This is a genomic window from Promicromonospora thailandica, assembly GCF_024171955.1.
Lineage (GTDB): Bacteria > Actinomycetota > Actinomycetes > Actinomycetales > Cellulomonadaceae > Promicromonospora > Promicromonospora thailandica.
Genome location: NZ_JAMTCS010000014.1, coordinates 1 through 26,397, shown reverse-complemented (window position 1 = coordinate 26,397; position 26,397 = coordinate 1). Strand labels below are relative to the sequence as shown.

Sequence of the window (26,397 nt, the reverse complement as noted above, 5' to 3'; positions counted from 1 at the left end):
GGCCGTGCCGTGAGGACCCGGCTCAGTCGCCGAGCAGGTCCACGACCTCGCCGGCGGCGATCCGGCCCAGCGTGTCCAGGTCGACCTGCTTGAGCGACGCGGCCCGGCTCAGGCCCGGACGCGGGGGCACGGGCACCTCGGCGGGCACGCCCAGGGTGCGCGCGCCGGACGCGAGCGCCGACGTGATGCCTGGACCGGAGTCCTCGACGGCCACGCAGTCCTGCGGGCGCACGCCGAGCAGCCGGGCGGCCGTCAGGTAGGGCTCGGGGTGCGGCTTGCCCCGGGTCACCTCGTCCCCCGTGACGAGGTGGGCGAAGGTGCCCGCGGGGGCGCCGTCCGCCACGACCTCGGCCTGGCTGCGGTAGGACATGGTGACGACGGCGCACGGGACGCCGGCGGCCCGCAGGTCCTCCAGCAGCTCGGGCACCCCGGCGCGCCACGGCACGCGCTCGCGCAGCTGCTCGTTGACCCGGGCCACGAGCCACGAGACGATCTCGGCCGGCTCGAGCGGCACGCCGGCGTCGCGCAGCATGGTGCCGGTGGTCAGCAGGGCCTGCCCCACGGCCCCGAGCGCGTCCTCGTGCGTCCAGGCCGCACCGTGCGCCGCCACGATCTCGCGCTCGGCGCGCATCCAGTACGGCTCCGTGTCGACGAGGGTGCCGTCCATGTCGAACAGGACGGCGGCGGGCAGGCGGTCCGGCGTTGCGGCGGACGGGTCACGGGGCACGGCCTCATCGTAGGTGGCCGTGCGGGCCGCCCGGAAAACGGCCGCCTGCCCGACAGCCGCGTCAGTCCGCGAGGAGCTCCTCCATGCGGTCCTCCTGGGCGCCCTGCAGCCCGGTCCGCTCGAACGCCGCGACGGCCTCGTCGAACGTCCGGTTCACGGCGGGCTCGATCTCGACGACACCGGCGGGCGCGGCCATCGCGTCGTCGTACTCCGCGAGCCAGGCGTCCATGTGCGCCACGTAGGCGTCGCGGGCGTGGTCGAGCCGGCCACCGTCAGGCAGGTCGACGGCGGTGACCTCGGCGCGGGCGGACCGGACGCCGGACCGTGCGTCCCGCGCGAGGCCGGGGACGTCCGCCATGAGCGCGGTGGCGAGCTCCTCCTGCCGGCCGGCGTCGGAGGCGGACTCGATCTGGTCGAAGCGCTCGCTCACCTCGTCGATGTAGTCACGCATGGTCGACTCGCTGTGTTCCACGGCGTCGAGCAGCTGGTCGGCGGGCTCCCGGTGGCCGCCCGGCTCGGACCAGGCGATGCCGCTGCCGGTGCTGGCGACGAGCAGCGCGCCCACGGTGGTCAGCAGCGCTCGGTGTTCTCGCAGGTTGAGCATTGCTTCATACTCACCCGGCCGTGGGGCTGCCCGCGCGCCGATCGGTGTGATTCGCGTGGGAGCAATCGGTCATTTACCCACATACGCGGCGTGGAGCACGCTCCACACCCTCGCCGCGCGCTCCTCGGCTTCCTGGGCAATGCTGACCCTCGATACCGACCGAAGGGAAGACACGTGTTCGGACCCGACTTCTTCGAGCGCCTCTCGCAGCGGACGTACTACGACCTCGACGGCAACCCGATCACCCAGGACCAGTGGTCGGTGCTGCGCCTCGGGGCCGGCGGCGCCCACGTCGCTCGGGACCACATCGGGTTCTACCACGTGTCCACCGTCTGGACGGGCGTCGACTCGTCCGCGTCGCCCGACGGCGCGGGCCCGGGACACGAACCCCTGATCTACGAGACAATGGTGTTCGTCGAGCGGCTCGACCCCGACGGTGTGCTCTCCGAGGACGACAGGCTGGACTGCACCGAGCAGTACGCGGAGCTGTACGCGACCCGCGAGGCCGCGCTGGCGGGGCATCACCGCGCGACGGCGATGGTCCGTGACTGGATGGTCAACGGACGACCGGAGCTGTGACGGCGGGGGGCCACCGATGCGGACCAGCACGCGCACGACCACGACCTACCTCTTCACCCGTCGCGCCGAACGCGACCGGGCGCCCTACGGTGAACCGATGCGAGGTACCACCCCGCGGGAGATCGACCCCGCGGGTGCCCAGGCGATGCTGTCGGAGCTCTTCGACGCCGGTGCCGACCGGCTCGCGCACTCCCTCGGCGTGGGGCGGCGCGCCGAGCACGTCGCCCGGGCGCTGGACCGACCTCAGCTGCTCGTCACCGCCGCCTACCTGCACGACGTCGGGTACGCCGCGGCGGCCCGCGACACGGGCCTGCACCAGCTCGACGGCGCGCGCTACCTCCGCTCGGTCGGCGCCGGCCCCGAGCTGACGAGCCTGGTGGCCCACCACACGTCCGCCACCGTCGAGGCCGGCGAACGGGGCCTGGACACGACGCTGTGCCAGGAGTTCCCCGCACCGCCCGGAGAGCTGCTGGACCTGCTCACCTACTGCGACATCACCACCTCCGCGCGGGGCGAGACCGTCAGCGTCGACGAGCGGTTCGCGCACATCTACGACCGCTACCCGCCCGGGCACCTGGTGTGGCGCAGCATGCAGCATGCCGAACCGGGCCTGCGGCAGGTCGTGGCCCGCATCGAGCGACGGCTCGAACGCGTCGCGCGCTGACCGCGCCACGCCAGCCGTCACGCCGGCTGTCACGTCAGGTAGGGCTCGGTGCGGCCCGGGTCCACGGCGTGCGCGATCCGCAGCCGCATCGACGGGTGGATGTCCAGGTCGCCGAGCCGGTCGACGTTCTGCCAGACCACCTCGCTGGACTCCCCCGAGGTGCGCGCGGACCCGCCGGTGACCGCGCCGCGCATGCAGATGGAGAACTGGGACCGGACCTCGCCGTCCGAGTACACGATGACGTGCCGCGGGTCGGTGTAGATGCCGACCAGCCCGGTGATGCGCACCCGGTATCCGGTCTCCTCCTCGGTCTCCCGCACGCCCGCCTGCCGGACCGTCTCCCCCGGGTCGATGCCACCCCCGGGCAGCGCCCAGAGGTCGTTGTCGGTGCGGTGGATGAGCAGCAGGCGGCCGACGTCGTCCCGCACCGCGACCGTGACCGACGGGACCACGGAGTTCACGGTCGGCGCCTCCGGGTCGTCGAAGTAGTCGTACCGCACCATCAGGCCACCCTGTCCGTGTCCTCCGTCCGGGGCCAGGCCTCCAGGGGTCGCGCGGTGTTCCAGACCCGTTCGAACCCGGCCTGGTAGGCAGGCGCCATCGACGCCTCCGGCCCGTCCCTGAGGTGCAGCAGCGGGTTGGCGCCCGCGGGCGCGCCCCAGACGTGGGTGTTGACCAGCAGGTCGTCGTCGAACCGGAACGTCGTGGCGTACAGGGTGCTGTCGTGCAGCCGCACCTCGACCCCGGGCGTGCCCAGCGCCGGCGCCAGGTAGGACAGCACCAGCGCGATCCGCCCCGCCAGGCCCGTGCCGCCCTCCTCCTGGGTGCGTACCGCCACTGCCGAGCCCTCCGGGTCGCCCAGGAGCAGCCGCACCCGCACGCCGCGGCTCGCCATGGTGACGATCTCGGTGGTCAGGTCGAGCGTCTGGTCGGGCAGGAAGGTCGCGGCGAACGCGTGCAGCTCGAACCGCTGCTCGACCCCCGCGAGGAACGCCCGCCACGTACCGGACGGCACGGCGCGACGCGCCGGATACATCCCGACGATCTCCTGCGTGGCCGCCTCCGCGCGGTCCACGTCGCCCCAGAGCGCGGCGACGTCGCAGCCCAGCGCGTCGGACACCGCGACACGGTGCCGCGGGTGCGGCGTGCGCCCCTGGGCCACCCAGCGCTCCACGGTCTTCGGGTCCACGCCGACGGCCGCGGCCAGCCGGACCTGGCTCAGACCGGCCTGCGCCATCGCGGCGACCAGTCGTTGGTTTCTCACGTTCTCACCCCCATAGGGACGTATCTATCACCGAAACGTCCCGCGCGCTGCCGATGGCACGTCCCGTGGGCTCGTCGCACAGTGGTAGCGAACGGTGGAAGTGAGCGAGCAGACCCTGCCAGCCGACCTGTCCCGGAGAGTCCCGTGAACCCCATTGCGTCGCAGTCGGTCACCGAACGCCTCGGCGATGTCATCGATCTGCTGCGGCACGTGCGTGCCGACTGGATCGAGGTGCTGACCGTCACGCCGGACCGCGTGACCCTGCAGCCCTGGCACATGGACGACGGCGAGAGCATCGCCCGCGCGCTCGGCCTCGACCACGCCATCGACCAGCGCATGCTGGACCCCGGGTACACCCTGTGGACCGGGACGTGGCGCGGCGTCGAGGTGCAGGTCCGCGGCGCGCTGCGGGCCGGCCTGCCCGCGATCTGACGCCCCGGCCCTGGCGCGACACGTGTCGCGGCTCCTGCTGCGACACGCCGATTCGCCCGTCCGCGAACGCGACCGCGCCTCTGGCCACGCCGAGCGCCCCACACCCTAGGCTGGGGGGATGACCGACGCGCATCACGAGCAGCCGGAGCAGGCCTCGCCTCGCCAGACCGTGCTCCTCGCTGCCTTCGAAGGTTGGAACGACGCGGGGAGCGCGGCCACGACCGCGCTCACGCACCTGGCCGAGGTGTGGGGCGCCGAGAAGGTGACGGAGCTCGACCCCGAGGAGTTCCACGACTTCCAGGTCAACCGGCCGTACGTCTCCATGGACGACGACGGCACGAGGTCCATCACCTGGCCGACGACGTCCGTGTCCGTGGCCCAGGTCGGCGAGCGCAAGGTGGTGCTGGTGCACGGCGTCGAGCCGTCGATGCGCTGGCGCAAGTACTGCGAGGAGCTGCTCAAGGTCGCCGACGAGATGGGGGTCCGCACGGTGATCACGCTCGGTGCGCTCCTGGCGGACGTGCCGCACACCCGGCCCATCCCGATGACCGCGACGTCCGACAGCGTGGGCCTGCAGTCGGTGCTCGACATCGAGGCCAACACCTACCAGGGGCCCACGGGCATCGTGGGGGTGCTGCAGCACGAGGCGGCCCAGCGGGGCCTGCAGTCGGTGAGCCTGTGGGCGGCCGTGCCGCACTACGTGGCCAACCCGCCCTCACCCAAGGCGACGCTCGCGATCCTGACGCGTGTCGAGGAGCTGCTCGGCGAGTCCGTCCCGATGGGCGAGCTGCCCGACGACGCGGCGGCGTGGCAGCACGGCGTGGACGAGCTGGCGTCGGAGGACTCGGAGATCTCCGAGTACGTGGCGCAGCTCGAGGAGGCCAAGGACACCGCGGAGCTCCCGGAGGCGTCGGGCGACGCCATCGCCCGGGAGTTCGAGCGCTACCTGCGCCGGCGCGACATCGGCGGCAAGGACGGCGGCAAGGACACGGGGCTCTGACCCGTCCCCGCGACCGTCCCGGACGCACAGAGGCCTGAACCCCCGCGGGGGTTCAGGCCTCTCGCTCGTCCGTCGGGCGTGGGTTCACGCGCTGCTCGAGATCGGCTCGATCCGTACACCTGCGTCCGGACCGTGGTAGCCGACCCACGTCTCGAGACACCGTGCGGCGTCCTCGACGCGGTCGTAGACCGGGGTGAAACCCGGTCCGTTGCGTACGACGCGATACCGCGTGCCGCACCGGGGCGTCGTCGTGACGGTGACCCGGGTCTCACCCGTGAAGTCTTCCTCGTACTCCGTCATGCTGCCCATCCTGCCCCGGGTTAAATGCAAACGGAAGCAGGGGTCAAAATAAACCTGGTAAGCGCTTGTCGTGGCTCTGGCCTACCTCGCCCGAAGCCGCTGCGAGGCAGGCCCGGCGAGGCTCAGATACGCACTCCGAGCAGGGCGTTCACCGCGCGAGAGAGCACCCCCGGGGCGCCCTCCTCGTCCTGCGAGGTATCGCGCCCGGGTTCCAGGGACGCCTCCGCCCACGCGTCCACGGCCGCCAGCGCCGAGGGGGCGTCGAGGTCGTCCGCGAGCGCCGCGCGCACCCGGGCGAGGGTCGCGTCGGCCGACGGGCCGCCGTTGCCCGAGACCGCGTCTCGCCACCGCGCGAGGCGGGCCTCGCCGGCCGGCAGCGACGTCTCGTCCCACTCCCACTCGGTGCGGTAGTGGTGGGCGAGCAGGGCCAGGCGGATCGCCATGGGGTCGTGTCCCGCCTCGCGCAGCCCGGAGACCAGGACGAGGTTGCCGAGGGACTTGCTCATCTTCTCGCCGTCGTAGGCCACGAGACCGGCGTGCACGTGGGTGCGGGCCGCGACGGGCCCCTGGGGGGCGTCGCCGCCCGCGTTCGCGCACAGCACGCGCAGGTGCGACGTCGACATCTCGTGGTGCGGGAACAGCAGGTCGCAGCCGCCGCCCTGCACGTCGAACCGCTCTCCGCCGGCCAGGTCGAGCCCGTCGCGGGCGATCACGGCGCACTCGATGTGCCAGCCGGGGCGGCCGGTGCCCAGCGGGCCGCCGTCCCACGTGGGCTCGCCGGGCCGTTCGCGCCGCCACAGCAGCGGGTCGAGGGGATCCTTCTTGCCCTCGCGGTCCGGGTCTCCCCCGCGCTCGGCGAACGTGGCCAGCGCCTGCTCCCGGTCGAGGTGCGCGACGGTGCCGAAGTGCGGGTCGGCCGTGAGGTCGGCGTACACGTCGCCCAGCTCCGGCGTCGCGCCGCCCGCACCGGCCTCCAGGGGCACGCGGTAGGCGGCCCCGGACTCCAGCATGGTCACCACGGCGCGCGCGACGTCGGGCACCGAGTCCACGGCGCCCGTCCAGGTACGGGGCGGGACGACGCCCAGCGCCGTCATGTCCTCCCGGAACAGGGCCACCTGGGAGGCGGCCAGCTCGCGCCAGTCCACGCCGGTGGCCGTGGCGCGCTCCAGCAGCGGGTCGTCGACGTCCGTCACGTTGGACGTGTAGACGACCTCCTTGCCGGCGTCGAGCCAGGCGCGCACGAGCAGGTCGAACGCGACGTACGTGTTCGCGTGGCCGATGTGGGTCGCGTCGTACGGCGTGATGCCGCACGCGTACAGCCGGGCCTGGCGCCCCGGCGCCGCCTCGACGAGCTCACCGGTGGACGAGTCGTGGACCCGGACCGGAGCGGAGGACGGGTAGCCGGGGAGCTCGGGGACTTGAGGGGTGGGCCAGGCGTGCACGGCGACAACGATAGCCGCCGCCTGTGACACTCCCGGACCAGCCGGGGCGCCCGGCGGTGTGGGCTACGCGACGCCGCCGTGCGGGTCGATCGCGCCGGACATCAGCAGCCACACCACGAGACCGGCGAGCGCGAACCGGTAGAACACGAACGGCTTGTACGAGTAGTTGCCGATGATCTTGAGGAAGCCGATGATCACCGCGTACCCGACGCCGAACGCGACGATCGTGGCGATGATCGTCGCCCCCCAGCCGGGCGCACCGGCCGGGAGCGGCTCACCGAGCGTCTTGACGAGCTGGTAGAAGCCGGACCCGAGCACCGCGGGCAGCGCGAGCAGGAACGAGTAGTCGGCCGCGGCCTTGCGGGAGAAACCCATCGTCAGGCCCGCGGTGATGGTGCCGCCCGAGCGCGACACGCCGGGCACGAGCGCGAGCGCCTGCGCCAGCCCGAAGAACAGGGCGCTGCGGCCCGTGAGCGACGTCAGCTCGCGCTCCTGGCGGCCGAACACGTCGGCCAGGAGCAGCAGCAGACCGAAGAACGCGAGGGTGAACACCGTGATCCACAGGTTGCGGAACGTGTTCTCGATGTAGTCCTCGAACAGCAGGCCCAGCACCACGATCGGGATGGAGCCCAGGATGATGTACCAGCCCATCGCGGCGTCGTGGTCCGCGACCACGCCCGGGCGGCCGTGCCGCACGTCGACCGAGCCGGGCCGCGGGCCCAGGCCCGTGCGGGCGCGCCAGCCGGTCCCGTTCCGCCCGGCGAGCGCGCGGGACCAGGCGACCAGGATCGCCCCGATCTTCTTCCGGTAGTAGATGATGACGGCGGCCTCGGTGCCGATCTGCGTGATGGCGGTGAAGGCCGCGCCGGGGTCGCCCGAACCGATCAGCTCGCCGACGATGCGCAGGTGCGCCGACGACGAGATCGGGAGGAACTCGGTCAGGCCCTGCACCAGGCCAAGAAGGATCGCTTCCCACGCAGTCACGGGCCGTGACACTACCCCACGGCGCGCCTCCGGATGCACGCGTGAGCGCCGCGGGTAGCCTGCCGCACATGGAAAGACGTCGCGTGGGCACCTCCGGCCTACGGGTGTCCGAGCTCGGCCTCGGCACCATGACCTGGGGCCGTGACACCGACGAGATCGACGCGGCGGAGCAGGTGCGGGACTTCCTCGACGCCGGAGGCACGCTGCTCGACACCGCGGCCAGCTACGCCGACGGTGACGCGGAGCGTGTCATCGGCACCCTGCTGTCCGGCAAGGTGGCCCGGCACGAGCTCGTCCTGACCACCAAGGCGGGCATCCGCTCCGAGTCGCGGTCCGACGGCCCGGGGCGCGTCGTGGACGCCTCCCGCGGGGCCCTCCTGGACAGCCTGGACGAGTCGCTGGCGCGCATGGGTACCGACCACGTGGACCTGTTCCTCGTGGCCTGCCCCGACCCGAACACGTCGCTCGAGGAGACGGTGGGCGCGCTGCGCATCGCCGTCACCAGCGGGCGCGCCCGGTACGTGGGGCTGAGCAACCACCCGGGCTGGGCCACGGCACGCGCGGCCACGCTGCTGGAGCCCGACGTCGGCCTGGCCGCCGTCGAGCTGGAGTACTCGCTGCTGCAGCGCGGGGTGGAGCGCGACGTGCTGCCCGCCGCGGAGGCCCTCGGCGTCGGCCTGCTCGCGTGGTCGCCCCTCGGCCGCGGCGTGCTGACCGGCAAGTACCGGCGAGCCATCCCGGCGGACTCCCGGGCCGCCGGGGCGCTCGCGGGCTTCGTGCAGCCGTACCTGGAGGGTTCGGCGTCGGCGGTCGTGGAGGCCGTGGCGACGGCCGCGGAGGGGCTGGGGCGCACGCCCGGTGAGGTCGCCGTGGCGTGGCTGCTGGAGCGCGACGGGATCGCCGCGGCGATCCTGGGCGCGCGCACGCCCGCCCAGCTGCGTTCCTCGCTGGAGGCGGCGACCCTGGAGCTGCCCTACGAGGTGCACGCCGCGCTCGACGACGTGTCCGCCCCCGTGATCGGCTACCCCGAGCGCTGGTGACCGTGCCCGCGCCGGACCTGCCCTGACCCCCTCGCCCGGTCAGCCCTGCCGCGCGGGCTGGGGCTCGTCCTCCTGGGCGCTCTCGTCCGCGTCGTCGAGGTCGTCGTCGAAGTCGATGTCGTCGAGGTCCTCGTCGTCGTCCTCGTCCTCCTCCTCGTCGACCTCGTCGGCCAGGTAGAAGGGCGTCACCTCGCCGAACACCGTCGCCAGGGAGTCCTCGTACACCTCGTAGGCGTCGGCGAGCACGTCGTAGGCGTCGTCGACGGCGGGGTCGTCGTCACTCCGGCGAGTGGCGACCGCGTGGTGGTGGGCCTCGAGTGCGGCAATGAGGCGGTCGAGCGCGGCACGCGGTTCAACGGTCATGCCTTGAAGGTAGCGCCCCGTGGGCCACAATGGGCAGACGAAATCCGTGGCCGTCATCGCACTGCAACGAAAACGGCATAAACTGACCTCACCCGCGACCCGAGGACGGTGCATCAGATGGCGAGAGACGGTTCCGCGTTGCGCCAGCACAACCAGTACGAGTACCGCGTCGTGACGTTCGAGCCGGGCACGAGCGTGCCGGACGCCCGCAAGGTGCTCACCGAGGAGGCCGAGTACGGCCGCTGGGAGCTGGCCAGGACCCTTCTCTACATCGGTGGCAGACGCAAGGTGTGGCTGCGCCGCAAGATCATCAGGGTCCGTTCGACCCTCTGACCCCTTCACGTGTCAGACGCTCGGGTCACCCAGGTGACCCGAGCGTCTGACACGTGTGCCGGTCAGCAGGTGGCCAGGAGGCGGTCCAGCACGCGGGTGCCGAACCTCAGGGCGTCGGTGGGCACGCGCTCGTCCACGCCGTGGAACATGCCCGCGAAGTCCAGGTCACCCGTCAGCCGCAGCGGCGCGAACCCGTAGCCCGTGATGCCCAGGCGGTGCAGCGACTTGTTGTCGGTGCCGCCCGAGAGCGTGTACGGCAGCACCGTGGCGCCCGGGTCCTCGGCGCCGATGGCGTCCACCATGGCGTCCACCAGCGACCCGGTGAACGGGACCTCCAGCGCCGTGTCCAGGTGGATGGGCTCGATCCGCACGTTCGGGCCGGCCAGGTCGCGCAGCGTCGCCATGCCCGCCTCCTCCTGGCCGGGCAGGAGCCGCACGTCCACGGTCGCCTCCGCACGCCCGGGGATCACGTTCGCCTTGTAGCCCGCCTCCAGCTGCGTCGGGTTGGACGTGTTGCGCACCGTGGCACCCACGAACTTCGCCGCCGGGCCCAGGGCCGCGACCAGCGCGTCCACCGAGGCCGGGTCGTCCAGGTCCACGCGCAGCCCCGTCAGGTCGCCGACTCCGCGCAGCAGCGCGTCGACCGTGGGCGTGATCGTGTACGGCCAGGCGTGCTGCCCGATGCGGGCGACCGCGGCGGCGAGCTCCGCCACCGCGTTGTCCTCGTTCACCTGCGAGCCGTGGCCCGCGCGGCCCTCGGCGATCAGCCGCAGCCACGCGATGCCCTTCTCCGCGGTCTGCAGCAGGTAGGCGCGCCTGCCGCCCACCTCGACCGAGAAGCCTCCGACCTCGGAGATCGCCTCCGTGGCCCCCTCGAACAGCTCCGGCCGGTGGTCCACGGCCCAGCGCGCGCCGTGCACGCCGCCGGCCTCCTCGTCGGCGAAGAACGCGACGACGACGTCGCGCGCCGGCTTGCGTCCCTCGCGCGCCATCTGCCGCACGACCGCCAGGATCATGGCGTCCATGTCCTTCATGTCGACGGCGCCGCGCCCCCACAGGAGACCGTCCGTCTCCTCGCCGCCGAACGGGTCGACCGACCAGTCGTCCTTGGCCGCGGGCACCACGTCCAGATGCCCGTGCAGCACCAGGGCGGGCCGGGACGGGTCCCGCCCCTCCAGGCGGACGACGACGGACGCCCGCCCCGGGCGGGACTCGAACAGCTCCGGCTCCAGGCCGACCTCGTGCAGCAGCTCCATCACGTACTCGGCGGCCGCGCGCTCACCCGGCCCCTCGTCGGTGCCGTAGTTCGACGTGTCGAACCGGATCAGCTCCCGGCAGATCCTGACCACCTCGTCGGCGGCGGTGGGGACGGCGCGGGCGGAATCAGGTGCGGTCGAAGTCACGAGCCCACCGTAACGGCCCGGCCGACCCGCCGGAATCCCGGCCGCCCCCGGCCGGCCGTCTCGGTGGGCTCAGGCGAGCCCGCGCCGCTTCAGCAGCGGCGTGATGTCCGCGGCCCGTCCGCGCAGGTCCTCGAACGACGCCAGCGGGTCCTGCGAACCGCCGCGCGCCAGCAGCCGGCGCCGGAAGGTCTCGCCGTTCTCGCGCGTCAGCCCGCCGTTCACCTGGTACCACTCCACGGTGTCGGCGTCGAGCACCTCCGACCAGATGTACGAGTAGTACCCGGCCGCGTACCCACCGCCGAAGATGTGGTTGAAGTAGGTGGTGCGGTACCGCGGCGGCACCGCGTCGAGGTCGACGCCCGCCGCGGCGAGCGCAGCCGCCTCGAACGGCAGCACGTCCTGCGCCGACGCCGGCACCTCCTCGGGCGTGAGCCGGTGCCACGCCTGGTCCAGCAGCGCCGCGGCGAGGTACTCGGTGGTGGCGAAGCCCTCGCCCCAGACGCGGGAGGCGAGCATGGTGTCGACCCACTCGGCCGGCATCGGCTCCCCGGTCACGTGGTGCACCGCGAACGACCGCAGGACCTGGGGCTCCCACGCCCACATCTCGTTGACCTGCGACGGGTACTCCACGAAGTCGCGCGGCACCGCCGTGCCCGACTGCGACGGGTAGCGCACGTCGCTGAGCAGGCCGTGCAGCGCGTGGCCGAACTCGTGGAACAGCGTGGTCACCTCGTCCCACACGAGCAGCGTGGGCTCGCCGGCCGGCGGCTTGACGATGTTCAGGTTGTTGACCACCACGGGACGCTCGCCGAACAGCCGGCTCTGGGTGACGAGGCTGTTCATCCAGGCGCCGCCCCGCTTGGACTCGCGCGTGTACCAGTCACCGAGGAACAGGCCCAGGCCGGTGTCCGGCTCTCCCGGCTCGGGCGCGTCGAACACCTCGAACACGCGCACGTCGGGGTGGTAGCCCGCCAGGTCGTGGCGCTCGGTGAAGGACAGCCCGAACAGCAGGCCGGCGGCACGGAAGACGCCGTCGTGCACCACGCGGTCGAGCTCGAGGTAGGGGCGCAGGGCGGCGTCGTCCAGGTCGAACCGTTCCTTGCGCACCTTCTCGTTGAGGTAGGACCAGTCGGCGGCCCGCACGCCGCCGTCGGGCGCGCCGCTCGCGGCCGCGAGCGCCTCCGCCTCCCGGCGCGCGTTGGCGACGGCGGCGGGCGCGAGCCGGGCGAGCATCTCGCCGACGGCGTCGGCGCTGCCGGCCGTGGCGTCCGCGGCGACGTAGGCGGCGTGGTGCTCGTAGCCGAGCAGCCGGGCGCGCCGGGCGCGCAGCCGGACGATCTCCAGGAGCACCTCGCGCGTGTCGGTGTCGCCGCCGGTGGCGCCGCGGGATGCCGACGCCTGCTGCACCCGCTCGCGCAGGGCCGGGCTCTCCAGGGAGGCGAGCACGTTCTGGTGCGTGAAGAGCTGCATCTCCAGGAGCCAGCCCTCCTGGCCCCGTGCCAGCGCGGCGGCGCGGGCACCGGCGCGGGCGTCCGGGGAGAGCCCGGCGAGCTCGGCCTCGTCGGTCACCAGGACGCTCGCCTCGTTGGCGCCGGCCAGGAGCTTGCGCCCGAAGGAGGCCTGGAGCGTCGTGATCCGGGCGTTGAGCTCGCGCAGCGTGGCCTGGTCCGCCTCGGACAGCGCGATCCCGGCCCGCTCGAACCGGGTGATGCGGCGCTCCAGCAGGTAGGCGGTGTCGGGTTCGAGCGCGAGGGTGCCGGCCGCGGCGGCGTCGGCCAGCGCCGTGACTCGGGCGTAGAGGCGGGCGTCCAGGTCGACGGCGTCCTGGTGCGCCGCGAGCAGGGGCGCGAGCCGTTCCTGGATGTCCTCCAGGCCGGGGGTCGAGTCGGCGGACAGCGTGCTGTAGAACGCCGTCGCGACCCGGTCGAGCAGGCGGCCCGACCGTTCGAGCGCGTCCAGCGTGTTCTCGACGGTGGGCGGCTCGGGGTCGGTGGCGATCGCCTCGACCTCGGCCCGGTGGGCCGCCATGCCGGCCAGCACCGCGGGCTCGTAGTGCTCCTCGCGGATCGCGGCGAAGTCGGGCAGCCCGTACGGAAGGTCCCAGGGGGTGGCGAAAGGGTTGGCCGGGTCGAGCTCCGCGCTCGTGCCGGTCCCGGGCGTCGAGGTCCCAGGCGTCGAGGTCTCGTGCGTCGAGGTCATGGGTCCATCCTGGACCATGCGTCCGCATGGTCCGGTGCCCGCATAGGATCGGCCCGTGAGCCCGCTCCGCCTGCTCGGTACCTGGGACTTCCGTCGGGAGGTCACGCACGCCGACGGCAGCCGGTACACCGCGACGGGCCAGGCCCACCTGCGGCGGCTGGACGACGGCCGGGTGCGCTGGGACGAGCACGGCACCCTGCGCTGGGAGGCCGGCAGCACGCCGGTGTCCCGGACGCTGTACCTGGTCCCGGCGCCGGCATCCGCTCCGCCCGCTCCCGAACCTGACTGGCGGGTCACCTTCGAGGACGGCCGCGACTTCCATCCCTGGACCCCCGGCGCCGTGGAGCATCTGTGCGGCCGCGACCTGTACCGCGGCGACCTCGACGTCCCGGCCGGGCCGGCGGCGTCGGCCGGGCCGGCGTCCGCGGTGGTGGTCCGGCCGGCGTCCGCGGTGGTGGTCCGGCCGCCGTCGTGGGAGCTGGACTGGCACGTCACGGGGCCGGAGAAGGACTACGAGATGCGCACTCGCTACACCGTCCCGCCGGACACCGCTCTCCCCTTCGAGACCGAGGTTGCTTCGCTTTCAGCCCTCTGAAGGCGAAGCAACCTCGGTCTCGAAGGTGGTGCGGACGGACCTTACGGCAGGACGTGCGGGTTGTCAGCGTGGGTCAGGGTCTCCCAGGCGACGAACAGGTTGTTCGTGTTCTGCGGACGCGTGGACTCCGTCAGGGCCTGCGTGTTCGTCATCGCGAACCCCTGCCGGTTGTGCAGCGCGTTGAAGCCGACCTCGGTGACCGGGCCGAGGCCCAGGTGCACCGACCCGCCGCACAGCCAGGACGGCACCGCCGCGCCGCGCTGGTAGGTGGAGTGGAAGCCGAGCGCGTGCCGCAGCCGCTCCCCCACCTGCGGGTAGAGGTCGTCACCCTGGATGGCGGCGGTCTCGGCCACGTGCGAGATGGCCGAGATGCCGTAGCCGGTGTGCGTGAAGTCCCGGCAGGTCTCCTGCGCCAGGCCGTTGACCAGCGTGCGCTGGTTGTGCCAGAACGCGAAGATCTGGTCGGGCGTGTCCCGGCCCGTCCCGGGCACGGTGCGCGGCACGGCCCCGTCCGACGTCAGGTAGATGAACGCGGGCACCCGCACCAGGAAGCGCTGGCGGGCGGAGGCATAGGCGGTGCGGTCGTCGAGGAAGATCGCGATGCCGACGGCGGCCTCCATCATCGACAGCTCCCAGTTGCCGTTGCTGCGCGAGCCGTTGATCACCTCGGGCAGGTAGACGTCGCGCAGCATCCGCTCGAACCGGTCGACGTCGGACGACGCCCACCCGGCACCGGTGTACCGGATGATCTCGGCAGCCCGCGGCCACACCGACCCGGCCCACGCCGTCTGCAGCGGCGCGTTGGAGTTGGTGTGGTCCTGGATGACGGGCGACCACGCGTTCATGATCGCTATCGCCTTCTGGGCGTGCCGGGTGTCGCGGGTGATCGACCAGGCCAGCGCGTGGGTGTACGCCGCGATGGCGTCCTCGCGCTCGTCGGTGCACCCGTTGTTCGGGTTGGAGTACGACCCGCACTCGACCACGGCCCGCGGGTGCGGCGTGTAGGACAGCGACGCGTAGCGGCTGCCCATCATGGCGTCGTAGGCGCGGCGCCAGGGCTGTGCGCCGGCCTGCACCTGCTGCCGCACGAAGTCGAGCTGCGGTCGGCTCACGTGCACACCCGGGTGGGTGAACGTGGTGGGCACGTCGGCCGCCACGGCGGTCGCCTGCTGCCCGACGACGGCGCGCGGCGCGGGTGCCGCCGTCGCCGGGCCGCTCACGGCCGCGGTGAGCAGGAGGCCCGCCGCCGTCACGAGCGCCACCAGCGCGCCGGCGCCCCTGCGCGTCCCGGGGCGCATCAGAAGCCCGCCGTGATGCGCGTGAACTCGAACCCGGGCTGGTCGCGGTTGACGGACCAGAACGCGAAGCGGGTCAGCCCGTTGTTGCGCGCGTAGTCACGGATCTGCGTCCAGGCCGCCGTGGTCGTGATCTCGCCCTGGTCGGAGCTCCCGTTCATGCCGGAGATGCCCATGTGGGCGTACGCCTGGGCGTCGGTCCAGCCGTTGGCGGCCTTGAGCTGGTTCTTCAGACCCTCGGACGCGTTGATCGTGTCCTGCGCGATGTTCGAGGAGCCGAAGTTGAACGGCATGATCGTGTAGTTGTCGATCGGGACGCCGAGCTGCGCGGCCCGGTTGATGAGCCGGGTGCCCGCGCCCTCGGGACCGCCACGGCCGGTGCCGATGGTGACGGCGATCTTCACGTTCGGGTTGTTCTGCTTGACGATGACCAGGCCCTGCAGGATGCGGTCCTGGACGGTGTAGTTCTCGAACTCGTCCGAGTTCTCGATGTCGAAGTCGACCACGTGCGGCTGGTGGGCGTTGATGACCTGCTGCACGGCCCCGGCGAACGCGGCCGGCGTCGAGCAGTTGGGGCCGAGCTTGTTCCCGGACCAGCCACCGAACGAGATCTGCACCTGACCGCCCGCGGCCTTGATCGCGTTGATGGTCTGCTGGTCGACACCACCCGTGAGCGGTCGCTGGCCGTCCCACGCGGGGTTGCAGCCGCCGGACGACAGGATGAATGCCATGGTGAACGCCCGGATGCCGGTCTGGCTCATGACGGACGTCGCGCTCGGCGGGTTGCCCCAGCCGAGGTACAGGTACGGCGCGGCCGGCATCTTCGCCGGGTTCGGGCCGGGGTTGCTGCCGCCGGACGGCAGGGTCCAGCGCTGGTTGGCGCCGGCGAAGCAGTCCCAGATCTGCAGGGGTGTGCCGTCGGCCGAGCTCGGCCCTGTCGCGTCCAGGCACTTGCCCAGGGCGCGCAGCGTGCCGTCGGACCCTGCCGTCCAGGACTGCGCCGCGCTGCCGTTGCAGTCCCAGAGCTGCACGCGGGTGCCGTTGGCGGAGCTCGCGTCCGCCACGTCGAGACACTTGCCGAGCGCCCGGATCGTGCCGTCGGTGCGCACGTCCCAGGTCTGGGCGTTCGTACCGTTGCACCCGTAGAGCTGGATCTGGGTGCCGTTGGCCGGGTTGGCCGCGGCCACGTCGACGCACTTGCCGCCGTACCCGGTGATCGCGCCCGTCGCCGCCTGCGCGGGCAGAGCGCCCCCGCCGAGCGCGAACGCCGTGACCAGAGCCACGGACAGTGCCGCGAGGCCGCCGACTACACGGCGCCGTAGACGTGCTTGCATGGTCGCCCTCCCTCACTTTCAAGCCTGTAAGTAAGGGAACCGTACGACTTCCTTGACGCCTGCAACATTGGGGCTTCCCCGTACAGGGACCACACAGCAGACGCCCGGGCACGGAAGAGCCCGCCGCCGCCGGTTGCCCGACGGCGACGGGCGCGGGTCCGGCGCCCGACCGCGCCGGAGGTCGTCTGCGGCTCAGAACCCCGCGGTGATCCGCGTGAACGCGAGGTCCTCCTGCGCGATGCCGCTGCAGCTGGAGGTCACGCCCCCGCCCTCGCAGCCGCGGTCGCGGTTGACCGCCCAGTAGGCGAACCGGGTCAGGCCGTTCTCGTTCGCCCAGTCGCGGATCTGCGTCCACTGCTCGGGCGTGGTGATCTCCCCGACGTCCGACACCCCGTTCATCCCGGAGATGCCCGTGTGGGCGTACGCCTCGGCGTCGGACCAGCCGTGCGCGGCCTTGAGCTGGTCCTTCAGGCCCCGGGCCGCGCTGATCGTGTCGGCCACCATGTCGGAGCCGCCGAAGTCGAAGGTCATGACCGTGTAGTTGTCGATCGGTGTGCCGAGCTCGGCCGCGCGCGTGACGAGCCGCGCCCCGGCACCACCGGGCCCGCTGATCGACGTCGGGATCGTCACCACGGCCTGCACGCCGGGGTTGTTCTCCTTGACGATCGCGATCCCCTGGAGGATGCGGTCCTGGACCGCGTAGTCCTCCAGCTCGTCGGTGTTCTCGATGTCGAAGTCGACGACGTCGGGGCCGTGCGCGTCGATGACCTGCTGCACCGCACCGGCGAACTCCTCCGGGCTCGAGCAGCTCGGACCGAGCTTGTTGCCCGACCAGCCGCCGAACGAGATCTGCACCTGACCGCCCGCGGCCTTGATCGCGTCGATCGTCCGCTCGTCCACACCGCCGGTCAGCGGCCGCTGCCCGTCCCACGCGGGGGTGCAGCCGCCGGACGACAGCATGAACGCCATCGTGAACGCCGAGACGCCGGTCTTGCTCATCACCGTCGTGGCGTCCTGCGGGTCGCCCCACCCCAGGTACAGGTAGGGCGCCCCCGCCAGCTTCTCCACCGCGCCCTGCGGGGCGGCCGCCCGGGGACCGCTGACCTCCATGGCCGTGGCCCCGAGCGTGCCGCCCGCGGCGAGGAGCGCCGCGGTCAGCGCGCCGAGCACGCCGAGGCGCTTCGGGTTCGTCTTCATCGTCATCTCCCGGAGAGGTCGGTCTAATAAGTAAAGAGACCGTACAACCCGGGTGAAATTTGGCGCATCAGGGTTAACCCGTACGCACTAGCGCACCTCGGTCAGGTTCCCCGCACCGTCCAGCCTGACCTCCACGTCCAGACCCAACCGCTCCAGGAACGCCCGGTCGTGGCTGACCACCAGCAACGCACCGCGGTACGCCGCCAGGGCGTCCACGAGCTGGTCGGTGCTCGCGACGTCGAGATTGTTCGTCGGCTCGTCGAGCACCAGCAGCTGCGCGGGCGGGTCCGCCAGCAGCAACCGCGCCAGCGCCACCCGGAACCGCTCACCGCCCGACAGCGTCGCCACCGGCCGGTCCACCGCGGCACCCCGCACCAGGAACCTGGCCAGCCGGTTGCGCAGCTCCCCCGGCGGCACGTGCGGCGCGCCCTCCCGCACGGCGTCCAGCACCGACAGGTCCTCGCGCAGCACGTCCACCCGCTGCGGCAGGTAGGCGACCTGGCCGGTCAGCACCTCCCCGCCCGCCGCACCCGCGGGGCTTTCAGCCGAGCCCGGCCGCACGAGGCGCTCCAGCAGCGTCGTCTTGCCCACCCCGTTCGGCCCGGTCAGCGCCACCCGCTCCGGCCCCTGGACCACGACCTCCCGGCCGTCGGCACCCCGCAGCACCACCAGCCGCCGGCCCGCGGGCACCCGCGGGTCCGGCAGGTCCACCGAGATGCGGTCGTCGTCCCGCACCGCGCGCTCCGCCAGGTCCACCGCCGCACGCGCCCGCTCCACCTTGTCGTCCAGCAACCCGCGCCGCGCCCCCTGCGACTTCTCCGCGCTGTTGCGCCGGTCGTTGATCACCGCCTTGACGTACCGGCTGTTCGCGGCGTCCTTGCGACCCTTGCTCTCGCTGTGCGCGATCCGCTCCTCCGCCTCGATCCGCTGCCGCTTCTCGCGCCGCAGCGTCTGCTCCGCCGAGCGCAGGGCCTGCGCCGCCGCCTCCTGCTGCACCTCCAGCCACGCCCGGTACTCCGAGTACGGACCACCGAACGTCGTCAGCGACCCGGCCCGCAGCTCGGCCGTGTCGTCCATCAGCTCCAGCAGCGCCAGGTCGTGGGACACCACGACGAGCGCGCCGCGCCACCCCCGCACCAGCTCGTACAGCCGCTCGCGGGCGTCGCCGTCCAGGTTGTTGGTCGGTTCGTCGAGCAGCGCGACGGCGCCGCCCCCGCTCGACTGCCGCAGCCGGATGCCCGTGATCGCGGTCAGCATGGTCTCGCCACCGGACAGGGTGGCGACCGAGCGGCCCAGACCCGTCGGCAGGCCGGAGGCGGCCAGCAGGGCGACCGCCCGCTCCTCGACGTCCCAGTCGTCGCCGACGGCGTCGAAGTGCGCCGGGTCGACGTCGCCCGACTCGATGGCGCGCAGGGCACGCACGACGGGCGTGATGCCCAGCAGGTCGGCGACGGTCGCGTCGACGTCCGTGGTGACGCGCTGGGGCAGGTAGTCGGCCGTGCCGCTCAGCACGACCCGGCCCGAGGCCGGGGTGAGCAGCCCGGCCACCAGGCGCAGCAGGGTCGACTTCCCGGCGCCGTTGAGGCCGGTCAGGCCGGTGCGGCCGCGGCCGAAGGCGCCGGAGACGTGGTCGAGCGCGACGGCGCCGTCCGGCCAGGCGAAGGTGACGTCGTGCAGCACGACGGAAGGGGTGGGCAACATCGAAGGACTCCCGGGGTGGTGGCTGGTGCCGACGCGCCCGGGGACCGCAGCAGTGCGGCGGGCAGGCGTCAGCGCGAGGTGGTCTCGTACCGGGAGATGCCAGTCATCACAGTCCTTCGGATCGCTCCCTCACACGCGCGGCACACCCGCAGGAGCGCGCACAGCCTGACACGGCCACGCGGGCCGCGCAACGTGATTCACGGCGCCTCGGCCGTCAGGTATCGCTGCACGGTGGGCGCGAGCCACGCGACGACGTCGTCGTGCGACAGGCCGGCCGCCGGCTCGAGCGCGAGCACGTAGCGCACGAGCGCCATGCCGAGCACCTGCGAGGCGACCAGGGCGGCGCGCCGCTCGGCGTCCGCGGCACCGTGACCGAGCTCCCGGGCCATGGGCACGAGCTGCGTGCGGAACACGTCGCGCAGGCGGTCCGCGCCCGCGGCGTTGGTCACGCCCACCCGCAGCAGCGTGCGCAGCACGCCGTCCCGCTCCCAGAGCTCCAGGAAGTGCCGCACCAGCAGGACGCCGACGGCGTCCCGGTCGATGCCCGACGGGTCGGGGAAGTCGAGCTCGACGTCGATCACCGCCGCGAACAGGTCCTCCTTGGAGCCGAAGTACCGCATCACCATCGAGGGGTCGATGCCGGCGTCGTGCGCGATGGCCCGCACCGTCGCACGCTCGTAGCCGTCGGCGGCGAAGCGGTCCCGCGCCGCCGCCAGGATCGCGGCACGCGTCGCGTCCGACCGCCGCCGGGGTGCCTCGGTCTCTGCGCCGGAAGTCATGTCAACAAGTGTAGGCCAACACCTGTTGACTCTCTCTCGCACTCGTTCTACCGTCGTCAACAAGCGTTGGCCAACGGTTGTTGACGCAGCTGGTGGCCCGGAGACGGAGGAGGACACCATGGACACCGACGTCATCGTCGTCGGGGCCGGACCGACCGGCCTGCTGCTCGCCGGAGACCTGGCGAGTGCCGGGACGCGCGTCACCGTGCTGGAGAAGCGGCCCGCGGGCCTGAGCAACCTGACCCGCGCGTTCGCCGTGCACGCGCGGAGCCTCGAGGTGCTCGACGCGCGCGGCCTGGCCGACGAGCTGCTCCCCCGGGGCCGCCGGATCACCAGCCTCCGGCTCTTCCAGCACCTCACGGTCAGCCTCGCCGACCTGCCGTCACGGTTCGCGTGCGTGCTCGTCACGCCCCAGTACGAGGTCGAACGGCTGCTGCGTCGGCGCGCGGAGGCCGCGGGCGCCGTCTTCCGCCACGACACCGAGGTGACCGGGCTGTCCCAGCACGCCGACGGCGTCACCGTCTCCACGGCCACCGGGCCGGACCTGCGCGCCGACTACGTGGTGGGTACCGACGGCGCGCGCTCGACCGTCCGCGCGGCCGTGGGCGTCCCGTTCCCGGGGCGGGCGGTCATCCGCTCCATGATCCTCGCGGACGTGCGGCTGGCCCGGGAGCCCGACGACGTCATCACGGTCGCGGCCGGGAGCGGCTCGCTCGGCTTCCTCGCACCGTTCGGCGACGGCTGGTACCGGTTCATCGGCTGGCACGGCGACCTCGACGTGAGCGAGGACGAGCCGGTCGACCTGGAGGAGGTGCGCGCCGTCGCGCGCGCCACGCTGCACGACGACCGCGGCATGACCGAGGCGCGCTTCCTGTCCCGGTTCCACGCCGACGAGCGCCAGGCGCCCACCTACCGCGCGGGGCGCGTGCTCCTGGCGGGCGACGCCGCCCACGTGCACAGCCCCGCGGGCGGCCTCGGCATGAACACCGGCCTGCAGGACGCCGCGAACCTCGGCTGGAAGCTCGCCGCCGCCCTGCGGCTGCCGGGCCCTGAGCGCGACGCGGTGCTGGACAGCTATCAGGCCGAGCGACACCCCGTGGGCCGGCAGGTGCTCCGCGTCAGCGGCGGCATGCTGCGGCTCGCGACGGCGCCGGGCCCCGTGGCCGGCGTCGTGGGCGGTGTCGTCGTCGCGGCGGTGTCACGCCTCGGCGCCCTGCGCCGCCGGGCCGCGCTGACCATCTCGGCGCTGGGGGTCGTCTACCGCCGCCCCCGCGGCGCGCACCCCCGCACCGGGACGCGAGCCCCGGACCTGCCCCTGGAGGGCGGCACGCGCCTCGCCGAGGCCCTGCGGGCGGGCCGGTTCGTGCTCGTCGCGCCCGCGGGCGCGGCGGCCGCCGACCTGCCCGCCGCGCTCGGCGAGGTCGACCCCGCCGAGCGCGTCGTGACCCGGCGGAGCGACGGCGGCACGACCACGCTGCTCGTCCGTCCGGACGGCTACGTGGCCGACGCCGCGTGAGGGACGCCCGCGTCGGTACCGCTCGCGTCAGTACTCGTAGGTCGACGTGGACGTCGAGTCACTGAAGAAGCCCTCGCGGAACTCGGGGATGCTGAACAGCACCGCGATGCCCGCGACGGCGAGGATCGTCAGGCCGATCGTCACCCAGCCCATGATGATGCCGGCCAGCGCCAGCCCGCCGTTGTCGGCCAGGCCCTCGCGCACCGCCTTGCGGCTCAGGTGGCCCGTGATGACCGCCGGGATGCCGGCGAGAAAGCCGACGAAGCAGCTGAACATCAGCACGAGACCGACGATGCCCAGCACCAGCGACCACACGCCCAGACCGTTCTTCTCGAGCGGCGCACCGTAGCCGGAGGGGTACGGCACCGGCTGGCCGGGATAGGCGGGCTGACCGAGGTACGGGGCCTGCGCGGCGTAGGGCGGCTGGGCGGTGTAGGGCGCCTGACCCGGGTACGGCGGCTGCGCGGTGTACGGCGGCTGCGCGGTGTAGGGCGGCTGCGGGGCGTACGGCTGCGGCGGCTGACCGTACAGCGGCGGCTGCGGCTGCGGCTGCGTGGGACCGGACGCCCCAGCGGGCTCCGGTGTGCTCGGCGGCTGGGACGGGTCGTACGGGGACTGCCATCCGTCGGGCTGGCCCATGGTCCTACCTTCCACGTGGCGCGGGCGCGGGTGCGCCGCTCCGGAGTTCTGGGGGTGCCGACTCGGACGCGCTCACGGGCACCGGAGGACGAGTCAGCCCGCCGCGACGCCGAGGGAGTCGTCACCTCGGGTGCGGCGGGCTGACCGGTGGCCGCCGAGCGGGGCTCAGCTGTTCTCGAGCTCCTCGAGGAGCTGGTCGAGCTCGGGGTCCGACGTCGGCAGGTCGCCGTACTCCTGCTCGTAGCCGCTCTCCATCTCCTGCTCGATGCCCTCCTGGAAGGCGGGGTCGGTCACGGCGAGGAAGGTGCCGATCCCGACGAAGGCCACCCAGATCGTGGTCCAGGCGATGCCGACCCAGCCGGTGATGATGCCCGCGAGGCCCATGCCGCCGTTGTCGGCCTGGCCCTCACGCTGGGCGCGCCGGCTCTTGTGGCCGACGATGATCGCCGCGATACCGGTGAGGATGCCGCAGCCCAGCACGGACAGGATGCCCAGCACGAGCGACCACACACCGAGGCTGTTCTTGGGCAGCGGTGCGGCGCCGTAGGGGTAGGGCTGCGCGCCCTGGGCGTACGCCGGGGCCTGGGGAGCCTGGTCGTACGGCGCCTGGCCGTAAGGCGCCTGCTGCTGGTACGGCGCGGGCTCGCCGGGGACGGAACCCGGCACCTGGTCGCCCTGGCCGGGTACCTGGCCACCCTGCTCGGGCTGCTGCGGCGGGTCGTACGGCGACTGTCCCCCGTCGGGCTGGGTCATGTGCTGCCTCTCTGCTTGCGGTACGGCGTGCTGAACGTGTGCCGGGCACACGGTTCGGAAGGCCTAACCTACAGGCCGGCCGCCCCGGAGGGCAGCAAAGACACATGGGGAGTACTCCCCGCGTCGGTGCACGTCGCGCGTGGTGCGGGGCCGCGGCTCAGTAGTCGTAGTCGCCGCCGTAGCGGTTCATGTCGTTCATGTCGCCCCACTCGCCCAGCCCGCCCGCCAGCAGGCCTGCAGCGAGCGCGACGACGAAGAACGCGATGGCCAGCAGCGACAGCGCGACGTTGATCCAGCCCAGGATCAGGCCCGCCGTGCCCATGCCGCGGTTGTTCGCCAGCCCCTCGTCGGCCGCCCGGCGGCTCATCGTGCCCGTGATGATCGCCGCCACACCGAGCAGCAGCGGGCAGAACACGTAGCTGAGGATGCCGGTGACCAGCGCCCAGACCCCGAGGTCGTTCTTGGGCGGCGTGGGCGCGTACCCGTACTGCGGAGCGGCGGGCGGCGGGTTCGCCCCGGCCGCCACGGGCTCGTCGGCCGCCGATGCCGCAGGCTGCCCGTACGGCTCGGCAGGGACACCGTGCTCGGCGAAGGCGGGACGCACGGGCTCGGTGGGCTCGGACGGCGCCGGACCGGCGTCCGAGCCGGGGAGCGGCTGCGTGGGCGGCGTCTCCGGGTCGCGCTGAGGATCGCGCGGTGCACCGCCGTCGTTCTCGGTCATGGGACCGACCTCCAGGTGTAGGTCCTGGGCACCGGGGTCCGGCACCCCTTGGTCCTACCTAACCAGTGTCGGCCCAGGTCCGCGCGGGAGAACGGCTGTGTGTTCCGCGCCCGGCGGCCTGCCCGGCACCCCGAGGGGCGCCGGGCAGGCCGCCGGGGGGGGTCAGGCCGTGGGTGCAGCCTCCGGGACGACGTCGACGCCGGCCTCCTTGCGCTGCTCCGGCGTGATCGGCGCCGGGGCCGCCGTGAGCGGGTCGAAGCCACCGCCCGACTTCGGGAAGGCGATGACGTCGCGGATCGACGGCGACTTCGTCAGCAGCGCGACGATGCGGTCCCAGCCGAAGGCGATGCCGCCGTGCGGCGGGGCGCCGAACGCGAACGCGTCGAGCAGGAAGCCGAACTTCTCCTGCGCCTCCTCCTGGCCGATGCCCATCACCTCGAAGACGCGCTCCTGCACGTCCCGGCGGTGGATACGGATCGAGCCGCCGCCGATCTCGTTGCCGTTGCACACGATGTCGTACGCGTAGGCGAGGGCCTCGCCCGGCTCCTTCTCGAACGAGTCGATCCACTCGGGCGTGGGCGAGGTGAACGCGTGGTGCACGGCGGTCCAGGCGGACGAGCCCAGGTCGACGTCGTCGTCCTCGCCGGCCGGCTTGAACAGCGGCGCGTCCACGATCCACACGAAGGCCCAGGCGTCCTCGTCGATCTGGCCGGTCCGGTGCGCGATCTCGACGCGCGCGGCGCCGAGCAGGGCACGGGAGTCCGTCGTCTTGCCCGCGGCGAAGAACACGGCGTCGCCCGGCTGCGCACCGGTGGCCGCGGCCAGGCCCGCCCGCTCGGCGTCGGACAGGTTCTTGGCGACCGGGCCGCCGAGCTCGCCGTCCTCCGCGAAGGTGACGTACGCGAGGCCACGGGCGCCGCGCTGCTTGGCCCACTCCTGCCAGGCGTCGAACTGCCGGCGCGGCTGGGCGGCGCCGCCCTTCATGACGACGGCGCCCACGTACTCCGCCTGGAAGACGCGGAACGGCGTCTCCTTGAAGTAGTCCGTGAGCTCGACGATCGGGTTGCCGAACCGCAGGTCGGGCTTGTCCGAGCCGTACAGGCGCATGGCCTCGTGGAACGTCATGCGCTGGATCGGCGTCGGGATCTCGACATCGATCAGCGCCCACAGCGCCTGCAGGACCTTCTCGCCCAGGGCGATCACGTCCTCCTGGTCCACGAAGCTCATCTCGACGTCGAGCTGCGTGAACTCCGGCTGACGGTCCGCGCGGAAGTCCTCGTCGCGGTAGCAGCGGGCGATCTGGTAGTAGCGCTCCATGCCGCCGACCATGAGGAGCTGCTTGAACAGCTGCGGCGACTGCGGCAGGGCGTACCAGGAGCCGGGCGCGAGCCGGGCGGGCACCAGGAAGTCGCGCGCGCCCTCCGGCGTCGACCGGGTGAGGGTCGGCGTCTCGATCTCGACGAAGTCGTGCTCGTCCAGCACCCGGCGCGCGGCCTGGTTCGCCTTCGCCCGCAGGCGCAGCGCGTGCGCGGGGGCCGGGCGGCGCAGGTCGAGGTAGCGGTGCGCGAGGCGTGCCTCCTCGCCGATGACCTCGGTGTCCGCCAGCGCGGTGGACACCTGGAACGGCAGCGGCGCCGACTCGTTGAGCGTGACGACCTCGGTGGCGACGACCTCGATCTCGCCGGTGGCCAGGTTGGCGTTGGCGTTGCCCTCGGGACGACGGCCGACCTCGCCCGTCACCTGCAGCACGAACTCGGACCGCAGCGGGTGGGCGATCTCCTCGTCCCGGATCACGACCTGGGCGATGCCGGACGCGTCACGCAGGTCGATGAAGGCCACTCCCCCGTGATCACGGCGGCGATCGACCCAGCCCGTGAGGGTGACGGTCTGACCGATGTGCTCGGCCCGCAATGAGCCGGCCGTGTGGGTGCGGAGCACGGGGAGGTTCCTTTCGTACGGAAGGTGGGTCCGGCCCCGTGGCGCCCGGGCGGGCCGCACGACGGGGGAGCGGGCGCCTCAGGGCGCGCAGCGAGTCTAGTCGTTCGGGCGCCGCCGGGCGGTCCGCCCCGAGAACGACCTGGGGGACGCTCGGGGGCCCGGATCCGTCCCCGAGGTCGTTCTCGAGGCGGACCACCGGCCTGGGTGAACATTTTCGTGGCGTTGCTGTGTGCCGGTCAGTATTCTCCCTGGTCGGGCACGTGTCGTCGGCGATCAGGAGGGGGTGGCGTGATGGCTGATCTGCGGGTGGATCTGGATGCGGTGCGGGAGCTGGGTTCGAGTCTGACGGTGGTGGCGGACGAGTTCGAGGGCGCGAATGCGAACAGTGATCGGATCGCGGGTGCGGTGGGTCATGAGGGGTTGGCGGGTGTGGTGCGCGATTTCGCGCACAAGTGGGATGACACGCGGGGGAAGATGACCGAGAGTCTGCGCAGGCTGGCGGAGGCTTCGACGCAGGTGGCGCAGGCGTTCACGGATATCGACAGGGATCTGGGTAAGGCGATGGAGGGTCAGGAGTGAGGCCGTCGGATTGGTC

General features: G+C 72.9%; 28 protein-coding genes. 9 read left to right on the top strand and 19 right to left on the bottom strand.

All coding sequences use genetic code 11. From position 1 onward, the window contains the following. Positions 1–22: 22 nt before the first annotated feature. Entirely contained in the window at positions 23–727 is a 705-nt protein-coding gene (locus APR03_RS20745) for an HAD family hydrolase (RefSeq protein ID WP_253838931.1), read from the bottom strand. 61 nt (positions 728–788) lie between these two features. After that, on the bottom strand, positions 789–1,331 hold the full coding sequence (locus APR03_RS20740; RefSeq protein ID WP_253838930.1) for a hypothetical protein: 543 nt from the start codon (positions 1,329–1,331) through the stop codon (positions 789–791). Positions 1,332–1,505: 174 nt separating this feature from the next. Between APR03_RS20740 and APR03_RS20735 the strand changes: the two genes are divergently transcribed. Together APR03_RS20735 and APR03_RS20730 are read left to right on the top strand one after the other, a co-directional pair. Continuing rightward, a complete protein-coding gene (locus APR03_RS20735) occupies positions 1,506–1,910 on the top strand; it encodes a hypothetical protein (RefSeq protein ID WP_253838929.1) in 405 nt (134 codons plus the stop codon). Positions 1,911–2,007: 97 nt separating this feature from the next. Continuing rightward, complete coding sequence (locus APR03_RS20730) at positions 2,008–2,574, top strand: HD domain-containing protein (protein WP_253838928.1); 567 nt, start codon at positions 2,008–2,010, stop codon at positions 2,572–2,574. Positions 2,575–2,603: 29 nt separating this feature from the next. Here APR03_RS20730 and APR03_RS20725 read toward each other — a convergent pair whose 3' ends face one another. Together APR03_RS20725 and APR03_RS20720 are read right to left on the bottom strand one after the other, a co-directional pair. Continuing rightward, a complete protein-coding gene (locus APR03_RS20725) occupies positions 2,604–3,077 on the bottom strand; it encodes an NUDIX hydrolase (protein ID WP_253838926.1) in 474 nt (157 codons plus the stop codon). Further along, a complete protein-coding gene (locus APR03_RS20720; protein ID WP_253838924.1) occupies positions 3,077–3,838 on the bottom strand; it encodes a helix-turn-helix domain-containing protein in 762 nt (253 codons plus the stop codon). Before APR03_RS20720 ends, APR03_RS20725 begins: the two co-directional genes overlap by 1 nt. A 144-nt stretch (positions 3,839–3,982) precedes the next feature. Between APR03_RS20720 and APR03_RS20715 the strand changes: the two genes are divergently transcribed. Both APR03_RS20715 and APR03_RS20710 read left to right on the top strand, forming a co-directional pair. After that, positions 3,983–4,270 carry a hypothetical protein gene (locus APR03_RS20715; protein ID WP_253838923.1) on the top strand — a complete coding sequence of 96 codons (288 nt, stop codon included), beginning with the start codon at positions 3,983–3,985 and terminating at the stop codon, positions 4,268–4,270. A 118-nt stretch (positions 4,271–4,388) separates the two neighbouring features. Continuing rightward, complete coding sequence (locus tag APR03_RS20710) at positions 4,389–5,270, top strand: PAC2 family protein (protein ID WP_253838922.1); 882 nt, start codon at positions 4,389–4,391, stop codon at positions 5,268–5,270. A gap of 84 nt (positions 5,271–5,354) precedes the next feature. Here the strand turns inward: APR03_RS20710 and APR03_RS20705 are convergent, their stop codons facing one another. The 3 genes from APR03_RS20705 to APR03_RS20695 all read right to left on the bottom strand — a co-directional run bounded on the left by APR03_RS20705 (position 5,355) and on the right by APR03_RS20695 (position 7,996). Continuing rightward, positions 5,355–5,570 (bottom strand): hypothetical protein, encoded by a 216-nt coding sequence (locus tag APR03_RS20705; RefSeq protein ID WP_253838921.1) that lies wholly within the window; start codon positions 5,568–5,570, stop codon positions 5,355–5,357. Positions 5,571–5,692: 122 nt separating this feature from the next. Then, a complete protein-coding gene (gene mshC / locus APR03_RS20700) occupies positions 5,693–7,012 on the bottom strand; it encodes a cysteine--1-D-myo-inosityl 2-amino-2-deoxy-alpha-D-glucopyranoside ligase (RefSeq protein WP_253838920.1) in 1,320 nt (439 codons plus the stop codon). Between the two features lie 63 nt (positions 7,013–7,075). Further along, complete coding sequence (locus APR03_RS20695) at positions 7,076–7,996, bottom strand: undecaprenyl-diphosphate phosphatase (protein ID WP_253838919.1); 921 nt, start codon at positions 7,994–7,996, stop codon at positions 7,076–7,078. Between the two features lie 68 nt (positions 7,997–8,064). Between APR03_RS20695 and APR03_RS20690 the strand changes: the two genes are divergently transcribed. After that, positions 8,065–9,036, top strand: coding sequence for an aldo/keto reductase (locus APR03_RS20690; protein WP_253838918.1), 972 nt, complete (start codon positions 8,065–8,067; stop codon positions 9,034–9,036). Between the two features lie 39 nt (positions 9,037–9,075). On the opposite strand, the gene APR03_RS20685 is transcribed toward APR03_RS20690, so the two are convergent. Further along, entirely contained in the window at positions 9,076–9,399 is a 324-nt protein-coding gene (locus APR03_RS20685) for a primosomal protein (protein ID WP_253838916.1), read from the bottom strand. Between the two features lie 117 nt (positions 9,400–9,516). Here APR03_RS20685 and APR03_RS20680 point away from each other — a divergent pair, with 117 nt between their 5' ends. Continuing rightward, positions 9,517–9,732 carry a DUF5703 family protein gene (locus APR03_RS20680; protein WP_253838914.1) on the top strand — a complete coding sequence of 72 codons (216 nt, stop codon included), beginning with the start codon at positions 9,517–9,519 and terminating at the stop codon, positions 9,730–9,732. 62 nt (positions 9,733–9,794) lie between these two features. Here the strand turns inward: APR03_RS20680 and APR03_RS20675 are convergent, their stop codons facing one another. Both APR03_RS20675 and APR03_RS20670 read right to left on the bottom strand, forming a co-directional pair. Then, positions 9,795–11,135, bottom strand: a complete 1,341-nt coding sequence (locus tag APR03_RS20675; protein WP_253838912.1) for a M20/M25/M40 family metallo-hydrolase — start codon at positions 11,133–11,135, stop codon at positions 9,795–9,797. Between the two features lie 69 nt (positions 11,136–11,204). Beyond that, entirely contained in the window at positions 11,205–13,334 is a 2,130-nt protein-coding gene (locus APR03_RS20670; RefSeq protein WP_253838910.1) for a M3 family metallopeptidase, read from the bottom strand. Between the two features lie 55 nt (positions 13,335–13,389). Here APR03_RS20670 and APR03_RS20665 point away from each other — a divergent pair, with 55 nt between their 5' ends. After that, positions 13,390–13,929: a DUF6314 family protein gene (locus APR03_RS20665; RefSeq protein ID WP_253838908.1), complete on the top strand. Its 540-nt coding sequence runs from the start codon at positions 13,390–13,392 to the stop codon at positions 13,927–13,929. Positions 13,930–13,970: 41 nt separating this feature from the next. Here APR03_RS20665 and APR03_RS20660 read toward each other — a convergent pair whose 3' ends face one another. The 5 genes from APR03_RS20660 to APR03_RS20640 all read right to left on the bottom strand — a co-directional run bounded on the left by APR03_RS20660 (position 13,971) and on the right by APR03_RS20640 (position 20,235). Next, positions 13,971–15,227, bottom strand: a complete 1,257-nt coding sequence (locus APR03_RS20660) for an alginate lyase family protein (RefSeq protein WP_253838907.1) — start codon at positions 15,225–15,227, stop codon at positions 13,971–13,973. Further along, positions 15,227–16,507 carry a ricin-type beta-trefoil lectin domain protein gene (locus tag APR03_RS20655; protein WP_253838906.1) on the bottom strand — a complete coding sequence of 427 codons (1,281 nt, stop codon included), beginning with the start codon at positions 16,505–16,507 and terminating at the stop codon, positions 15,227–15,229. The genes APR03_RS20660 and APR03_RS20655 overlap by 1 nt, the downstream gene beginning before the upstream one ends. 243 nt (positions 16,508–16,750) lie before the next feature. Then, the gene (locus APR03_RS20650) at positions 16,751–17,755 is read right to left on the bottom strand and encodes a chitinase (protein WP_253838905.1); all 1,005 of its coding nucleotides are present in this window, start codon (positions 17,753–17,755) and stop codon (positions 16,751–16,753) included. A gap of 87 nt (positions 17,756–17,842) precedes the next feature. Next, positions 17,843–19,456 carry an ABC-F family ATP-binding cassette domain-containing protein gene (locus tag APR03_RS20645; protein WP_253838904.1) on the bottom strand — a complete coding sequence of 538 codons (1,614 nt, stop codon included), beginning with the start codon at positions 19,454–19,456 and terminating at the stop codon, positions 17,843–17,845. A 197-nt stretch (positions 19,457–19,653) separates the two neighbouring features. After that, positions 19,654–20,235 (bottom strand): TetR/AcrR family transcriptional regulator, encoded by a 582-nt coding sequence (locus tag APR03_RS20640; protein ID WP_253838903.1) that lies wholly within the window; start codon positions 20,233–20,235, stop codon positions 19,654–19,656. A 118-nt stretch (positions 20,236–20,353) separates the two neighbouring features. Between APR03_RS20640 and APR03_RS20635 the strand changes: the two genes are divergently transcribed. After that, on the top strand, positions 20,354–21,751 hold the full coding sequence (locus APR03_RS20635; RefSeq protein ID WP_253838902.1) for an FAD-dependent monooxygenase: 1,398 nt from the start codon (positions 20,354–20,356) through the stop codon (positions 21,749–21,751). A 27-nt stretch (positions 21,752–21,778) separates the two neighbouring features. Here the strand turns inward: APR03_RS20635 and APR03_RS25020 are convergent, their stop codons facing one another. The 4 genes from APR03_RS25020 to aspS form a co-directional block, all read right to left on the bottom strand. Then, on the bottom strand, positions 21,779–22,390 hold the full coding sequence (locus tag APR03_RS25020; RefSeq protein WP_275977840.1) for a DUF4190 domain-containing protein: 612 nt from the start codon (positions 22,388–22,390) through the stop codon (positions 21,779–21,781). 165 nt (positions 22,391–22,555) lie between these two features. Then, positions 22,556–23,143 (bottom strand): DUF4190 domain-containing protein, encoded by a 588-nt coding sequence (locus tag APR03_RS20625; RefSeq protein ID WP_253838900.1) that lies wholly within the window; start codon positions 23,141–23,143, stop codon positions 22,556–22,558. Positions 23,144–23,300: 157 nt separating this feature from the next. Then, the gene (locus tag APR03_RS20620) at positions 23,301–23,864 is read right to left on the bottom strand and encodes a DUF4190 domain-containing protein (protein ID WP_253838898.1); all 564 of its coding nucleotides are present in this window, start codon (positions 23,862–23,864) and stop codon (positions 23,301–23,303) included. A 162-nt stretch (positions 23,865–24,026) separates the two neighbouring features. Next, positions 24,027–25,802, bottom strand: coding sequence for an aspartate--tRNA ligase (gene aspS / locus APR03_RS20615; protein ID WP_253838896.1), 1,776 nt, complete (start codon positions 25,800–25,802; stop codon positions 24,027–24,029). 288 nt (positions 25,803–26,090) lie between these two features. On the opposite strand from aspS, the gene APR03_RS20610 reads away from it, so the two are divergent. Then, positions 26,091–26,381 (top strand): DUF6317 family protein, encoded by a 291-nt coding sequence (locus tag APR03_RS20610; RefSeq protein WP_253838894.1) that lies wholly within the window; start codon positions 26,091–26,093, stop codon positions 26,379–26,381. Positions 26,382–26,397 lie beyond the last annotated feature (16 nt).

Excerpts from the sequence above, each read along its gene's own strand:
- APR03_RS20740 (WP_253838930.1), bottom strand. The coding sequence starts at position 1,331 with ATGCTCAACCTGCGAGAACACCGAGCGCTGCTGACCACCGTGGGCGCG.
- APR03_RS20730 (WP_253838928.1), top strand. The coding sequence starts at position 2,008 with ATGCGAGGTACCACCCCGCGGGAGATCGACCCCGCGGGTGCCCAGGCG.
- APR03_RS20725 (WP_253838926.1), bottom strand. The coding sequence starts at position 3,077 with ATGGTGCGGTACGACTACTTCGACGACCCGGAGGCGCCGACCGTGAAC.
- APR03_RS20710 (WP_253838922.1), top strand. The coding sequence starts at position 4,389 with ATGACCGACGCGCATCACGAGCAGCCGGAGCAGGCCTCGCCTCGCCAG.
- APR03_RS20705 (WP_253838921.1), bottom strand. The coding sequence starts at position 5,570 with ATGACGGAGTACGAGGAAGACTTCACGGGTGAGACCCGGGTCACCGTC.
- APR03_RS20690 (WP_253838918.1), top strand. The coding sequence starts at position 8,065 with ATGGAAAGACGTCGCGTGGGCACCTCCGGCCTACGGGTGTCCGAGCTC.
- APR03_RS20685 (WP_253838916.1), bottom strand. The coding sequence starts at position 9,399 with ATGACCGTTGAACCGCGTGCCGCGCTCGACCGCCTCATTGCCGCACTC.
- APR03_RS20680 (WP_253838914.1), top strand. The coding sequence starts at position 9,517 with ATGGCGAGAGACGGTTCCGCGTTGCGCCAGCACAACCAGTACGAGTAC.
- APR03_RS20670 (WP_253838910.1), bottom strand. The coding sequence starts at position 13,334 with ATGACCTCGACGCACGAGACCTCGACGCCTGGGACCTCGACGCCCGGG.
- APR03_RS20660 (WP_253838907.1), bottom strand. The coding sequence starts at position 15,227 with ATGCGCCCCGGGACGCGCAGGGGCGCCGGCGCGCTGGTGGCGCTCGTG.
- APR03_RS20650 (WP_253838905.1), bottom strand. The coding sequence starts at position 17,755 with ATGAAGACGAACCCGAAGCGCCTCGGCGTGCTCGGCGCGCTGACCGCG.
- APR03_RS20645 (WP_253838904.1), bottom strand. The coding sequence starts at position 19,456 with ATGTTGCCCACCCCTTCCGTCGTGCTGCACGACGTCACCTTCGCCTGG.
- APR03_RS20640 (WP_253838903.1), bottom strand. The coding sequence starts at position 20,235 with ATGACTTCCGGCGCAGAGACCGAGGCACCCCGGCGGCGGTCGGACGCG.
- APR03_RS20635 (WP_253838902.1), top strand. The coding sequence starts at position 20,354 with ATGGACACCGACGTCATCGTCGTCGGGGCCGGACCGACCGGCCTGCTG.
- APR03_RS25020 (WP_275977840.1), bottom strand. The coding sequence starts at position 22,390 with ATGGGCCAGCCCGACGGATGGCAGTCCCCGTACGACCCGTCCCAGCCG.
- APR03_RS20625 (WP_253838900.1), bottom strand. The coding sequence starts at position 23,143 with ATGACCCAGCCCGACGGGGGACAGTCGCCGTACGACCCGCCGCAGCAG.
- APR03_RS20620 (WP_253838898.1), bottom strand. The coding sequence starts at position 23,864 with ATGACCGAGAACGACGGCGGTGCACCGCGCGATCCTCAGCGCGACCCG.